This window comes from Arthrobacter oryzae (assembly GCF_031454875.1).
Taxonomy (GTDB): domain Bacteria; phylum Actinomycetota; class Actinomycetes; order Actinomycetales; family Micrococcaceae; genus Arthrobacter; species Arthrobacter oryzae_D.
The window spans coordinates 50,937-65,007 of sequence record NZ_JAVDRQ010000005.1 but is presented as its reverse complement, the minus strand read 5'-3'; the positions used below and the strand labels follow the sequence as shown (position 1 = coordinate 65,007).

The 14,071-nt window shown below is 64.2% G+C and carries 8 protein-coding genes and 2 tRNA genes; 4 read left to right on the top strand and 6 right to left on the bottom strand.

The features are described 5' to 3' along the window. The first annotated feature begins 221 nt into the window (after positions 1 to 221). Both J2805_RS10310 and J2805_RS10305 read left to right on the top strand, forming a co-directional pair. Complete coding sequence (locus J2805_RS10310) at positions 222 to 2,258, top strand: TPM domain-containing protein (RefSeq protein WP_309975799.1); 2,037 nt, start codon at positions 222 to 224, stop codon at positions 2,256 to 2,258. 111 nt (positions 2,259 to 2,369) lie between these two features. After that, positions 2,370 to 3,161 (top strand): PspA/IM30 family protein, encoded by a 792-nt coding sequence (locus J2805_RS10305; RefSeq protein WP_309975797.1) that lies wholly within the window; start codon positions 2,370 to 2,372, stop codon positions 3,159 to 3,161. 102 nt (positions 3,162 to 3,263) lie between these two features. Here the strand turns inward: J2805_RS10305 and J2805_RS10300 are convergent, their stop codons facing one another. Continuing rightward, entirely contained in the window at positions 3,264 to 4,505 is a 1,242-nt protein-coding gene (locus J2805_RS10300) for an SGNH/GDSL hydrolase family protein (protein WP_309975795.1), read from the bottom strand. Between the two features lie 209 nt (positions 4,506 to 4,714). On the opposite strand from J2805_RS10300, the gene J2805_RS10295 reads away from it, so the two are divergent. After that, positions 4,715 to 6,139 carry a cryptochrome/photolyase family protein gene (locus J2805_RS10295; RefSeq protein ID WP_309975793.1) on the top strand — a complete coding sequence of 475 codons (1,425 nt, stop codon included), beginning with the start codon at positions 4,715 to 4,717 and terminating at the stop codon, positions 6,137 to 6,139. A 47-nt stretch (positions 6,140 to 6,186) separates the two neighbouring features. Here the strand turns inward: J2805_RS10295 and J2805_RS10290 are convergent, their stop codons facing one another. The 5 genes from J2805_RS10290 to J2805_RS10270 form a co-directional block, all read right to left on the bottom strand. Beyond that, a complete protein-coding gene (locus J2805_RS10290) occupies positions 6,187 to 7,125 on the bottom strand; it encodes a cytochrome b/b6 domain-containing protein (protein WP_309975792.1) in 939 nt (312 codons plus the stop codon). A gap of 356 nt (positions 7,126 to 7,481) precedes the next feature. After that, positions 7,482 to 7,558: transfer RNA gene (locus J2805_RS10285), tRNA-Met, on the bottom strand. Between the two features lie 181 nt (positions 7,559 to 7,739). Continuing rightward, a tRNA-Met gene (locus J2805_RS10280) sits at positions 7,740 to 7,813 on the bottom strand. A 167-nt stretch (positions 7,814 to 7,980) separates the two neighbouring features. Then, positions 7,981 to 10,992 (bottom strand): UPF0182 family membrane protein, encoded by a 3,012-nt coding sequence (locus J2805_RS10275; RefSeq protein ID WP_396134292.1) that lies wholly within the window; start codon positions 10,990 to 10,992, stop codon positions 7,981 to 7,983. Positions 10,993 to 11,151: 159 nt separating this feature from the next. Further along, positions 11,152 to 12,312 carry a YlbL family protein gene (locus tag J2805_RS10270; RefSeq protein ID WP_309975788.1) on the bottom strand — a complete coding sequence of 387 codons (1,161 nt, stop codon included), beginning with the start codon at positions 12,310 to 12,312 and terminating at the stop codon, positions 11,152 to 11,154. A 220-nt stretch (positions 12,313 to 12,532) separates the two neighbouring features. Here J2805_RS10270 and J2805_RS10265 point away from each other — a divergent pair, with 220 nt between their 5' ends. Continuing rightward, complete coding sequence (locus J2805_RS10265; RefSeq protein ID WP_309975786.1) at positions 12,533 to 14,044, top strand: zinc-dependent metalloprotease; 1,512 nt, start codon at positions 12,533 to 12,535, stop codon at positions 14,042 to 14,044. Positions 14,045 to 14,071 lie beyond the last annotated feature (27 nt).

The window sequence follows — 14,071 nt, the reverse complement described above, 5'->3', positions numbered from 1 at the left end:
CCTGAACGGCCTCGGTTTCCCCTTTTGCCCCTTGGATTCACGGCTGAAGCGTCTTTTCGCTGGTGGCATATTCCCCGTTGTGGACGGGCAAATAGGTGCACCATAGAATCAAATGGAATTGCCACAGCGACCTGCGGCTTTACACATGCGTGGGGGCGCTGCTGCATTCTGTGACGACTGGCTCGGCCCGAATCAGTCGCAGAAGTGCTGAAGGGTTGCACATGCGGTCTAAGTTCAAACGTCTCCTCGCCGTGATCGGCCTTGCCGGGTGTTTGGCGGTTCCCGCCACGGCAGCTTGGGCCGAAGACCCGGTGACTCTCGACCCGGCATCCAAAGTAGTGGATAAAGCCGGAGTTCTTGGTGGCAAGAAGTCCGAGGTCGAAGACGCCATCAAGAAGCTCGGCACGGATCACGCCACGGTACTGCACGTCGTCACCGTCAAGAAGTTCGAAAACCCGACCGACAGGGAGGCGTGGACGGACCAGGTAGCTGAAAAAGCAGGGCTTGGACCGAACGCCTTGATTCTTGCGGTTGCTACCGACACCCAGCAGTACATCTTGAATAAAGGTGGAAGCAAGATCACCGCGGCCCAGATCGAAAACATCAAGAGCACCGCCATTGGCCCGGAGCTGGCTAACAAAAACTACGCCCAAGCGGCAATAAACGCAGCAACGGCCATCGGCGACGCAGCGGGCGGCGGCAGTGGCAAACTTCCCTCCGACAACGGCGCCGGGACTGCCGTCCTTGTGGGTACCGGCGTCGTCGCCGCGGGCGGTGTGGGCGCTTACCTCTACTTCCGGAACCGGAGGAAGAAGGCTGCCATCGCCTCGAGCGCGAGCTACGGCCCCCAGGGTGCAGAGCTGGATCCACTTGCCTCGCTCAGCGTGGAGGATCTGCGCAAGAAGAGCGGTTCGCTGCTCATAGAGGCCGATAACGCCATCAACTCGAGCGAGCAGGAGCTCGGCTTCGCCCAAGCACAATACGGCGATGCCGCCGTCGGTAACTTCACCAAAGCGCTGCAGGAAGCCAAGGGCCACATGTCCGAGTCGTTCAAACTGCAGCAGCAGCTTGACGACCATATCCCGGACACCGAGGAACAGCAGCGGAACTGGCTCGGCGAGATCATCCGCCGTTCGGAAGCTGCCCTCGCCTCGCTCCAGGAGCAGAAGGCTGACTTCGATTCGCTCCGTGAGCTCGAAAAGAACGCGCCCCAGGCCCTGGCCGCAGTGAATGAGGGCGCCCGGGAAGCTGACGCCCGTATCACAACTGCGGAACAGACCCTCACCGGACTGCGGGCCAAATACGCAGACAGCGCTCTCACCCAGGTTTCGGATAACATCGGGCAGGCCAAGGAGCGTCTCGCCTTCGTCCAGAACGCCACTTCAACTGCCCAGGACAAGCTGGCGTCAGGCGAAAGCAGCCTGGCCGCCGTAGCCGTCCGCGCCGCGGAAGAAAGCCTGCACCAGACCAAGGTGCTGATCGATGCCATCACGAAGGTCTCCGGAAACCTGGACGAGGCACGTAACAGCCTCGAGGCCGCAGTGATCGACACTTCGCAGGACCTCGCGCAGGCGAAGGCCATCATCCAGTCCGGCGCCCATCCTGAACTCGCCGGACCGGTGGCCCGGGTGGAAGCCGCGCTGGCGCAGGTCAAGGCGGAGATTCAGGGCGGAAAGATCGATCCGATCGCCACCCTGGAGCGAGTGGAGACAGCCCATCAGGCGCTGGACCAGTCCCTGACGGGAATCCGCGACCAGCAGGAACAGGCCCGCCGCGCACAGGCATCGCTACAGCAGACCATCATGTCGGCCCAGGCGCAGATCAGTGCCACCTCGGACTACATCACCGCGCGCCGCGGCGGTGTAGGAACCGAGGCCCGGACCCGCTTGGCGGAGGCCCAGCGCAACCTGGACTATGCCCTGTCCATTTCCCGCAATGATCCCGTCACTGCCCTCACGTACGCCCAGCAGTCCCATGCCCTTGCGGCCCAGGCCGCGCAGCTCGCCCAAGGCGACGTGGACAGCTTCGGCTATGCCGACCAGGGCTATGGCCGCGGCGGCATGTTCGGCGGCGGTGGCGGCGGCGGCCTCGGCGGCGCCATCCTCGGCGGCATCCTGATCAACTCGATCCTCAACGGCGGCAGCGGCGGCGGCTGGGGCGGCGGTCACAGCGACGGCGGCGGCTGGGGTGGTGGCGACTTCGGCGGCGGCGACGGCGGTGGCTGGGGCGGCGACTCCGGAGGCGGCGGCGATTTCTAGCTGATCCCAAGACTAGCGGCGGCCGGTTCCCACCGGCCCCCGGATAGAAGCGGTACATCAACTGTTCACTGAATTCAGTGGCGACCACTGAGCAGGATGAAAGGCATCACCATGGTAAAGCAGTCCATTTTCGGCCGTATGGCGCAGCTGGCAAAGGCTAACATCAACTCCTTGCTGGACCAGGCCGAAGATCCGCAGAAGATGCTGGACCAGATGGTCCGGGACTACACCAACAACATTGCCGAAGCTGAGTCCGCCGTGGCGCAGACCATCGGCAACCTGCGGATGCTCCAGGACGACTACAACGAGGACGTCAAGAACGCCCAGGACTGGGGCAACAAGGCCCTGGCAGCGTCCCGGAAGGCTGACGAGTACCGGAGCAGCGGCGACGCAGTCGACGCCCAGAAGTTCGACAACCTCGCCAAGGTCGCCATCCAGCGCCAGATGGCCGCCGAGAACGAGGCCAAGGCTGCCGAGCCGAGCATCGCTTCGCAGAGCGAGGTTGTGGACAAGCTCAAGACCGGCCTGGACCAGATGAAGGGCAAGCTCAACGAGCTGACCAGCAAGCGCAACGAACTCGTGGCGCGCTCCAAGACAGCCGCTGCCCAGTCCCAGGTGCATGACGCACTCAAGAGCATCGACTTCATGGACCCCACCAGCGAGGTTGGCCGCTTCGAAGAGAAGATCCGCCGCGAAGAGGCCAAGGTCCGCGGCCAGCAGGAGCTCGCCGCTTCCAGCCTGGACGCACAGTTCAACCAGCTTGAAGACCTCGGGGAACAGACCGAGATCGAAGCCCGGCTCGCTGCCCTGAAGTCCGGCGGCGCGAAGCCCGCCATCGGATCGTCGGCCAACTCCTCGGCTGCCGGTTCCACGGTTGAAGAAGCTGATTTCGACAAGCTTTAGGCTGCTGCTCCGGATTGGAATCCGGACGACAAAAGGCCGGGGTCCCGCGTGGGCCCCGGCCTTTTTGCCGCCCTACCGACCCGGTTCTGACGGAGCGATGACCTACCTCAGAGTGACAGCAGGCTCGCCGGCTGTAGTCAGCCCGGCTGCTGCCGTGCAGCTCCCGGAACGGACGGCGCCGTCGTTGTAGATCCGGCGCAGGCAGTTCCTGAGTGCCAGCTGGCCCCAATAGTTGGGATGCAGGGATTCCTGGATGTAGTAGTCACTGAAGGCAGTGCTGGCCGTTCGGACCTCGTTGATCCACTCACTGATGTCCACGGCGCCCGCACTCCGCCAATCCGCCAGTGCGGTGTTGTCCAACTTTTTCGTAGTCTCCGCGCACAGTTCATGGCCGCTAAAGAGTGAAGCCACATCCAACGTTTGAACGCCGTACAGGCCGGAAGCGGCAACACCGGCCGAAATAGTGGAGTTGATGGCGGGAACGGCGGTTCCTGAGGCCCAGTCCAGGTCTGCGTTCCAGAACCCGCAGCCGTAGGTGCCCTGCCGGCTGAATCCTGACTCGGGGTAGGAAACATCGGCGCTTCGCGGGAGCGGTGAGACGTAGTTCTGCACCACCAGGCTGTACTCCCCCGGCGCGTATCCGGCGGCAGTCATGGCCTTGGCTACGTTCGCGAGCGAGCTGCCGATCCGTGATGCCACAGCCGCCCGGTTGGCTGCAGAAAAGTTCGTGGCCACTATGGCGGAGTCCTTGCAATAACTCGGGGACCACCATGGGCTGGTCATGAACTTGGAGACACATGTGGCAATGATGCCCGCAAACCCGAGGTCGTTGCCGCCGATCGAGACCACAACCATCCTGACGCGGTTGGCCGAGGCGAAGTTCTGCAGAGCCAACGCCTGGCCCATACTGCCGGCACCGTCGCTGTAGAAGTCCAGCCCCGGTTTGAAGTGCCCGGACGCGTTCCAGGACGTGGCCGTTTTGGCACCGGAACAGGCCAGGTTGAGCGCCTGGGCCTGGCCGATCCTGATCTCTGCCGTGGAGGAGCGATGGCATCCCACGGTGCTCTCCGACCGGCCGGCGTCAAGATACGCCGCGTCGCCCAGCGCATCTGTCTGTGCGGGGTCACTCGAATTGCCCGCCCAGCGGCCCGCCTCCCCCGAAATATAGGAATCTCCCACGCTGACGACCCACCCGTCACCGCTTGGAGGGGCCGCGTGAGCAGCAGGGACGGCCAAAGCGGCAACAGTGACGGTGACAGCCAGGGCCGCGCCGATCATCCGGTTGGCCGGACGCGAGTGGACCGCCTTCCGGATCCGTTCGGCCGATGCAAGGAATAGCTTCATTGGTCATCCTTTCCCGCCCGCGGCACCATTGCGGCAGACAGGTTGGCGGCATTCCGGCCGCCTCCAGCCGGAATGCCGTTATGAACAGGAATGGGCTGATCCGAACGGAACCGTCGGGGCGGAAAAATTGCGCCCCGGACGGCGTGGAGAGAGTCTACGGCTAAGTTACCGGCCAGTAAATAGCGCTGCCGGACGTGTACCGTGGAAGCATGCCTTCCACCATTGTCTGGCTTCGCGACGACCTTCGCCTGGATGACAATCCGGCCCTGGCCGACGCGGCAGCCCTTGGCCACGCCACGACCGTCGTGTACGTCCTGGATGAGGAATCGGATGGCGTGCGGCCGCTCGGGGGAGCCGCGAAGTGGTGGCTCCACCATTCCCTGGCGTCTTTGGCCAGGAACCTTGAAGCAGTGGGGTCGCGGCTGGTGCTCCGGCGCGGCAGCGCAACCGGAATCATCCAGGAGCTGGCAGCCGAAACTGGCGCCACACATTTGCGGTGGAACCGAAGGTATGGCGGACCTGAACGCGCCATCGACGCAGGGGTCAAGGGCTGGGCCGGAGATCATGGCCTGGATGCCGTGAGTTTCCAGGCCAGCCTGATGTTCGAGCCCTGGACCGTCCGCACCGGGGCGGGCGGACCTTACAAGGTATTCACGCCCTTCTGGCGCGCCTGCCTGGAAAGTGGCGAGCCGCGCATGCCGGCCGACGCCCCGTACAGGCTTCCAGCTCCGGGCCGAGACAACCACGGTGCGCTGCCGGACAGCGACCACCTGGAGAGTTGGGAGCTGCTCCCCCGCACACCCGACTGGAGCGCTGGCCTGGCTGAAGTGTGGACCCCCGGCGAAGCGGGCGCGCACAGCCGTCTGCACGACTTCCTGGACGGCCCCGTCGAGGAGTACGCCATCGGCCGCGACAGGCCCGGAGCCGAGGGCACCAGCCGGCTGTCCCCGCACCTTCGCTTTGGTGAGATCAGTCCCTTCCGCGTCTGGCAGGCGCTCCGTGAGCGGTTCCCCCGCCAGGCCCCGGCCGACGTCGGGATCTTCCGGTCCGAACTCGGCTGGCGGGAGTTCTGCTGGCAACTGCTGTATGAGAACCCGGCGCTGGCCACCCGCAATTACCGTCCCGACTTCGACCGCTTCGAGTGGCAGACGCCGTCGAACGCTGAACTGGAGGCCTGGCAGCAGGGCCGGACGGGCTATCCGCTGGTGGACGCCGGCATGCGTCAGCTGTGGCGGACGGGATGGATGCACAACCGTGTCCGGATGGCGGCGGCGTCGTTCCTGGTGAAGAACCTGCTGGCGGACTGGCGGCTGGGGGAAGCCTGGTTCTGGGACACCCTGGTGGACGCAGACGCAGCCAGCAATCCGGCCAACTGGCAGTGGGTGGCCGGATCGGGGGCGGACGCCTCACCCTATTTCCGGATCTTCAACCCCGTGACGCAAAGCAAGAAGTTCGATGCAGCGGGCCGCTACCTGCGGGAGTTCGTCCCGGAACTGGCGGGCCTGGGCGACAAGGAGATCCACGAACCGTGGAAGTCTCCGGAACAGGCCCCCGGGTATCCGGAGCCCCTGGTGGGCTTGCCGGAGTCGCGCGAGCGAGCCCTGGAGACTTACCAGCGGCTCAAGGACGGCTGAGCCGCAGTCCGGGCTGCGGCCGAACTGTTCGCCGGTCAGCGGACCGGTCAGCGGCTGCTGACCTTGCCCATCAGGGAAGCAATGGGGCTCAGGAAGAGCGGCCGGGCGAGGAACCACGCCGCGACCATCGCTGCGACCGACGCTGCGAAGATGCCGAACCCCACCCAGCTGACGTCGTCACTGCCGCCGTACATGTGGTTGAGGTTCCGCAGCGCGCCAGTGGCCAGGACCAGGAACACGTGGACGACGACGAACGCCACGAAGTAGATCATCACCGGGAAGTGCACGGCTCGGGCGGCCTCGATCGGGTAAGCCTTGTTCAGCGCCTTCGCGTTCTTGGGCCAGGCCGACGACATACGCAAGCCCGTGATGAAGGCCAGGGGCGCGGCGATGAAGACGGTGAGGAAGTAGGTCAGCAGCTGGAGGGCGTTGTAGTTCACCCAGCCGTTCTCCGTGGGCCAGTTCAGCGACGCGTACTGCAGTGCAGCCGAGAGTGCGTTCGGGAAGACGTCCCAGCTGGTGGGCACGATCCGTACCCACTGGCCGGTGGCGAACAGGAGGACTGCAAACACCACGCCATTCAGGATCCATAGCGCGTCCAGGACCAGGTGGAACCACAGCGCCAGGCTGATCTTCGTCGGCGCATTTTTGGTGCGGATCAGGCCTTTGTTGTTCCGGGTCCAGTAGGCGGCAGGACGGGTCTGCGTGCGCACCTGCCAGCCGGAACGGATGATCAGCAGCAGGAAGAAGCCGTTGAGGAAATGCTGCCAGGCCAGCCATGCCGGGAAACCCGCGGGAGCGCCCTCAGGCAGCTCTGAATGCCCCGGGTATTCCGCCAGGAAGTCTTGTACTCCGGCAAGCCCCGTGGCCCACCTTGCGAGGAGCACCACGAGAAGCAGGGCCACGAGCACAGCCGGCACTGCCCAGTACAGTTTGGCCCACTTGCTCTTGGCAGTTCCGGACTTCTTCTTGGTTGGTAGTGACATCGAACAGCATTCCTCTCGAGAATGATCGACCAGTGACGTGGGCGGATCCGCCCCGGCCGGGCTGCACCGGCAGGAGCGGCGGCTGGGATAAGCGCGCCTTAATAGCTTGAATCATGAACAGCGTAAGAGCGAACCGGAGTGCGGCCGCGGTCATGCCCCGCAACATAAGATCCGGTCCTCGGAGGCGACGTCCCGCCAACGCGGTGATCATCTTTGAACAGCCGCGTGGCACCGCAGAACGTTGCCCCCGCGAATGAGAATACTAGGAAATGCTAGTAGTTGGCGTGCTGCGGACAAAGAAAGTGCGGACAAAGAAAGAGGCCCTGACCGGGTACTCCCTGGTCAGGGCCTCTCATTGGTTGCGGGGACAGGATTTGAACCTGTGACCTCTGGGTTATGAGCCCAGCGAGCTACCGAACTGCTCCACCCCGCGTCGCTTGATCAACACTACCCTACTTTTGCGGCCGTCCCGACCACTGCCCGTTTGGGCGCCCGACGGGGACATCCGGCGGGCCCGATGACCGGACTCAAATCCGGTCCGAAGGTGATCCGGTCCGAAGGCGACAAAGCAAAAGGCCCGGAGTTCCTTGCGGAATTCCGGGCCTTTCCTTCAGTTGCGGGGGCAGGATTTGAACCTGCGACCTCTGGGTTATGAGCCCAGCGAGCTACCGAACTGCTCCACCCCGCGTCGCAAGAACAACATTACCCGCCAGTGAACTTCAGGCCAAATCGAGGGGGCGTGATCTGCGTCTCCGCGCCGCCCGGACAACGGCAAAGGCCGGCCTCCCCTGTCCTGGCGGATGGGGGAAGCCGGCCTGTACCGGGCAGGCAGGCTACCGCTAGCCTGCTGCCGGGTCAGCTACTCGGCGTGGGCGACGGCGTCGCGGCAGCCGACGGGTCAGCTGTGGGAGCCGGAGTGGGCGTGGGTGCTGCACCGTCGGCCCCGAGCTTCGCTTCGGCGTCGATGGCCTTTTGCAGAGCCGCATTCAGTCTCTTCTGCTGCTCTCCGTAGGCGGCAAAGTCGCCCTTGGCGAGGGCTTCCTGGCCGGCCCGAATTGCTGCGTTCGCCTCTTCCAGCGCGGCCTTCAGTTCAGCTTTGGCGTCCGTGCCGCCGGTGGGAGGCGGGGTTTCGCCGGTTGCGGGAGGCGGCGTCTGGCCGTTGTTGTCCGAATCCCCTGCCGAGGCTCCCGAGTCCCCGCCGAACAGCTGGTTCAAAGCCTGGTCCAGGGTCGGGGCGAAGCCGATCTTGTCGCCGAAGGCCACCAGGACGCGCTGCAGCGTGGGGTAGGACGTTTCGCCCGTGGAGCGCAGGTAGACGGGCTGCACGTACAGCAGGCCGCCACCCGCCGGGAGAGTTAGAAGGTTGCCGTTGAGGACGTCGGACGCGCCCTGCCGGAGCAGGTTCAAGGCCTGGGACACTGTGGGATCCGAGTTGAACTTGTTTTGGGCCTGGCCCGGGCCGGGAACCTGCGCTTCCGGCGGAATCTGCAGGAGCCTGAGCTGGCCGTAGCTTTCGGCCTTGACACCCTTCTGGTTACCGGCGTCGGAATCCGCTGCAAGGAACCCGTAGAGCACGTTGCGGGCGGTGCCATTGACCACCTGCGGAATGAACGATGACGTGAGCTGGAAGGCAGGCTTGTCCTGATCCGGCATCTGCAGCGACATGTAGAACGGCGGCTGCTTGACCGGCTCCGTGACCGTGGGATCGTTCGGCACGGACCAGGCATCGTTGTTCGTGTAGAAGTTGTCCGCCTGGGTGACGTGGTAGCGGCCCAGCAGTTCGCGCTGGACCTTGAACAGGTCCTCGGGGTACCGGACGTGGCTCATGAGCTCGCCGGACATCTCCGAGTACGGCTTCAGGGACGTCGGGAAGACCTTCTGCCAGGCCTTCAGCACCGGATCCTGGTCGTCCCACGCATAGAGCGTCACGGAGCCGTCGTAGGCGTCAACGGTTGCCTTGACGGAGTTGCGGATGTAGTTCACCGAGCTGTTGGGCAAGGCTACGGTGCGTCCCGCCGTCGTCTGTGAGTCCGCTGTGGCCGATGACAGCTGTTCCTGCTGCGAGTAAGGGAAATACTGGCTGGTGGTGTAGCCGTCCACAATCCATTTCACCCGGCCGTCAACAACTGCCGGGTAGGCGTTGCCGTCAACCGTGAGGTACGGGGCGACCTTTTCGACGCGGTCCCGCGGGTTGCGGTCATAGAGGATCTGCGACTCGCCGTTTACGCCGTCGGACAGCAGGAGGTCTGAGGATTGGAACTTGATGGCGTAAAGGACTTTGTTGAAGAAGCTGCCGACGTTCGGACCGCCGTTGCCGGTAAAGGTGTACTGGGTTTCGCCATCACCTTCCTTGCCGGCGGGACGGTCCTGCTCGCGATGGGGTGAACCGTCCGGGGCGCCGACGATCGAGTATTCAGGGGAATTCTCGCCGAAGTAGATCCGGGGCTGGTAGGTCGTATCGTTGCCGAGGACTCCGGTTGACGGAATGCCGGCCTGCAGGAACTCGGGCTTGCCGTCTGCGGTGAACTTATTGCCCTTGGCGGCCACCACACCGTAGCCGTGGGTGTAGACCACGTGCCGGTTCAGCCAGGACTGCTGGTTGGCGCTGAGGCCGTCCGGGTTCAGCTCACGGACGGCGATCACGGTGTCCTGGACCTTGCCGTCAACCTGGTACCGGTCCACGTTGAGCGCTTTCGGGAACTGGTAGTAGGGCCGGTACTGCTCCAGCTGGGAGAACGCGTCCGAAATCAGGTTCGGGTCCAGGAGCCGGATATTGGCAGTGGTTTGTGCGTCCGGGGCCAGCGCGCCCGTGGTGGCGGTAGTGGTGGCGTTATACCGCTTCTCCTGGATCTTATCGAGGCCGTAGGCAGCACGGGTCATGCTGATGTTCCGCTCGATGAACGGCTTCTCAAGGGTCTGCTCGGACGGGCGCACCTGGAACTGCTGGATGACCCACGGGTAGACGCCGCCGGCGAGGATGGAGGTAATGACCAGCATGGCAGTGCCGATAACGGGCAGCCGCCATTTGCCGATTACGGCGGCGACGATAAAGAGGATGGCGACAAGGGCGGCAGCCACGGCAAGGATGGACTTCGTGGGGATCACGGCGTTGACGTCCGTGTACAGGGCGCCGGCCCAGCGTCCGCCGCTGTTCTGCACTGCGGAATATCGGTCCAGCCAGAAGTTCACACCGAGCAGCAGTAGGAAGGCCGCGCCCGTCACGGCGAGATGGATCTGGGCGGCCCGGCTGGTAAAGATGCCGCGCTCCATGATGCGGATGCTGCCGTACAGGTAATGCGTGAGGATCCCGGCAATGCCTGCGACCACAACGACGCTGATGAGGAAGCCCGTCACGAAACCGAGGAACGGCAAGGTCATCAGGTAGAAGCTGATGTCCAGGTTGAACTGCGGATCGTTCTGGCCGAAGGACTCCTGGTTCAGGAACAGGAGCACTTTCTGCCACTGGCTGGCGGCGGCGCTTCCGGCGAAGAGGCCAAACAGCACCGGCAGGCCGACCATGACCACCCGGCGAACGGGTTCCAGCTGGGCCTGGTAGCGGTTCAGGTTGTCCCTGATCTCCGAATCCGGGGCATAAACCGGGCGCGCGTGGTAGGCGATGCGGATGGCGTAGAACATGGCGAGGAACATCAGGGCGAAGCCGGCCAGGAAAATGACAATCCGGGCCAGGTTTTCCGTCAGGAAGACTTCAAAGAAACCAAGCTGCTGGTACCAGAGGACGTCGGTCCAAACGTTGGCGAAGAAGATGAATCCGACCACAACCAGTGCGACGACGATCAACGTCGGCGTCAAGGCACCTCGCCTTGGCTGGGGTCTTCCGGGCGGAGTGGAGCTGGCAGGACGGGACAAACTCGGTACCTCATAGCTGGTAGTCAGTTACTGGTCTTGTCAATTATCAGGGTGCGCGTGATGTTGTTGCTCGGACTGCCGCTGCCCCTCGGATGTAAGAGGGTCACCGTCAGTCATTAATGCCACGAGTGGCAGTGGTGCTTAGTTCCTGCAATTAGTCTAGTTGCTGGTGCACGCCGGAAGGCCGGATGTGTCGCCGCCTGAACCGACCACGCTGACGGCTTCCCTGGCCTCAGCCAGGTTCTCCACTTTGACCACCTGCAACCCGTCAGGAATGTGTCCCACCACTTCCGCGCAGTTCGCGGCCGGGGCCAGGAACACGGTGGCTCCGTCCTCCCTTGCCCCGTACATCTTCTGTCCGATTCCGCCGATGGATCCCACCACGCCGTCGGGCGTGATCGTGCCGGTTCCGGCTATGTGCTTACCTCCGGTCAGGTCGCCCGGTGTCACGGTGTCGACGATGCCGAGGGCGAACATCATTCCCGCGCTCGGCCCGCCAACTTTCTCAAGGGAAATCTTCACTTCAAACGGGAACGTGAAGTCGTACTGCAGCAGCACGCCGAGGACGAACTTACCGGCGGCGTTCTCGGTGGGCGTGATGGTCTCCGTGACCGGAGCGCCGTCGCGGGTGACGACGACGGTGGCGGGCTTGCCGTTTCCGGCGGCCAGTTCCTCTTGGACGACGCTGAGCGACGTCACGGGCTTGCCGTTTACCGTGGAAAACACATCGCCGGCCTGGAGCTTGCCTGCCGAGGCCGACTGGTCCGCAAGGTCCGCCACCCGGAGCTTTTGTTCAAACGGAATACTGAGTTCCTTCAGGGCGGAGGCCGTGGCGTTCTCTTGGGACGTGGTCATGGCCACCGCGCTCTCCTGCTGGGACTCCTCTTTCGTGACCCCCGTGGGGAAGATGAGTTCCTCGGGATAGACAGCTTTTGATCTGTCCAGCCATGCTGAGAAGGCCTCGAATACGCTGACCGGGCCGTTCGGTCCGCCGTCGACGTAAACGGTGGTGAGGTCAAGGTTCCCCTTGGCCGGGAATGTCTCATGGCCCGTGACACTGATGACCGGCTTGCCGTTGTCATTGGCCAGGGTATTGAAAGTAGGCCCCGGCGACTCCACGACATACGGCACGGGCAGGCTGGCAGCGGTGATGCCCAGCGCGAGAGCCATAAGCCCTGAGGCCACCATCGTCGGGTAGCGGTTGTCGCGGGCTTTGGCACGGCGGGATTTCGCCCGGCTGGAATGCGGGCGGGCGTTCGCGCCGTCGCTTCCCGGTTCCGCGGGATCCCCGGGAATCTGGCTACCCTGAGTAATTGTCAATGAAGGACCTCTCCGCGCCTGCGCCCGTGTGCGCGGCACTGTGGCTGCGCCCTATCAGAGTGACGGCAGCCTGCAAATATTCCGATTACTAACACTACGCGTTTGAGCTGGCCAGTACGCTCTTTGCCCACAGCGAACGGGGCCGGATTCGGCAGACAGCCGCCAACGCACCGGGGTACCGTGAAGGTGATCAACAGTCACACCGACGATCGGCGGGATCATGACCTCCAACCCACTCAATCCGTCCAATGGCGACGACGACACCCCGAAGGATCCGCTTGCGGAAATGCTTCAAAACCTCATGGGTGGCAAGGGCATGGGCAACATCGACCCCGCCGAACTGGCCAAGGCCGCGGGGCTTCCCGATGATCCGAACCTTCTCGCCCAGATGTTCTCGCAGGTCCAGGCCATGATGAGCGCACCTTCCGAGGGGCCCGTCAACTGGCAGCTGGCGCATGAGAACGCCCGCCGGGTGGCCGCCAGCGGCTCCGACCCGTCTGTCACCTCCCAGCAGTCACGTGAAATCGATGAAGCACTGCGCCTGGCCGAGCTTTGGCTGGACCAGGTGACGGAGCTTCCCGCCACCGGCCTGATCGGCAGGGCCTGGTCCCGCGCTGAATGGGTCGAGGAAACGCTCGGTACGTGGAAGCGGCTCACTGAACCCGTGGCCAACAGCATTGCCAAGGCTCTGTCCACGGCTATGACCGAGCAGATGCCCGAGGAAATGAAGTCCATGATGGGCGGAGCTTCGTCCATGCTGCAGAACATGGGCGGGGCCATCTTCGGCATGCAGCTGGGCCAGGCCATCGGTGCCCTCTCCGCGGAAGTTGTGAGCTCAACGGACATTGGAGTGCCGCTGGCCGATTTGGAGATGGCCCTGCTGCCAGCCAACGTGGCCAAATTCGGTGAAGGGCTGAGCCTGCCGGAAAACGACATCCGACTGTTCCTGGCCGTCCGGGAAGCAGCCCATGCTCGGCTGTTCGTCCAGGTGCCCTGGCTCCGCGGGCACCTCCTGGGTGCCATCGAGGCCTATGCCCGCGGCATCCACATTGATACCTCCAAGATTGAGGAACTCGCCAGGGAGATTGATCCCAGCAACCCCGAAGGCATCCAGGAGGCACTGTCACAAGGTGTTTTCATGCCCCAGCGGACCCCTGCCCAGGAACAGGCCCTGGAAAAGCTCGAAACAGCACTTGCCCTCGTGGAGGGCTGGGTGGACGAATTGACCGCAGCGGCCACGGAGAAGTTCCTGCCCTCCGCGTCGGCGCTCCGCGAGACAGTCCGGCGGCGGCGCGCAACAGGCGGCCCGGCCGAACATGCGTTCTCGTCCCTCGTGGGACTGGAGCTGCGTCCGCGCCGTCTCCGCGAAGCTGCAACGCTGTGGGCCTCCCTCAAGGAGGAGCGCGGCACGGAAGGCCGGGACGCCATTTGGCAGCACCCCGACCTCCTGCCCACGGGCGAGGACCTGGATGATCCGCACGGCTTCAGCGCACGCCGCAAACTCGCCGAAGCAAGCGACACCGAGGTGGATGACGCCCTGCAGAAACTGCTGAACGGCGGATTCGACGACGTGTCCGGGACGAACGAGTCCGGCACCGACGGCGGGACAAACGATTCCGGCGACGGGTCCGGCAGCGACGACTCCGCGAACGACGCCGGCAACGGCGGGACGAACGCCTCCGGCACCGACGACTCCGGCAAAGGCGACGACGGCGGGACGCCCAAGGCCTAGCGCTGCGGAGTCCCTGAAATCGCGAGG

What these genes read in the sequence shown, in the direction of transcription:
- J2805_RS10305 (WP_309975797.1), top strand. Translation starts at nt 2,370, where the DNA reads ATGGTAAAGCAGTCCATTTTCGGCCGTATGGCGCAGCTGGCAAAGGCT.
- J2805_RS10310 (WP_309975799.1), top strand. Translation starts at nt 222, where the DNA reads ATGCGGTCTAAGTTCAAACGTCTCCTCGCCGTGATCGGCCTTGCCGGG.
- J2805_RS10295 (WP_309975793.1), top strand. Translation starts at nt 4,715, where the DNA reads ATGCCTTCCACCATTGTCTGGCTTCGCGACGACCTTCGCCTGGATGAC.
- J2805_RS10290 (WP_309975792.1), bottom strand. Translation starts at nt 7,125, where the DNA reads ATGTCACTACCAACCAAGAAGAAGTCCGGAACTGCCAAGAGCAAGTGG.
- J2805_RS10300 (WP_309975795.1), bottom strand. Translation starts at nt 4,505, where the DNA reads ATGAAGCTATTCCTTGCATCGGCCGAACGGATCCGGAAGGCGGTCCAC.
- J2805_RS10265 (WP_309975786.1), top strand. Translation starts at nt 12,533, where the DNA reads ATGACCTCCAACCCACTCAATCCGTCCAATGGCGACGACGACACCCCG.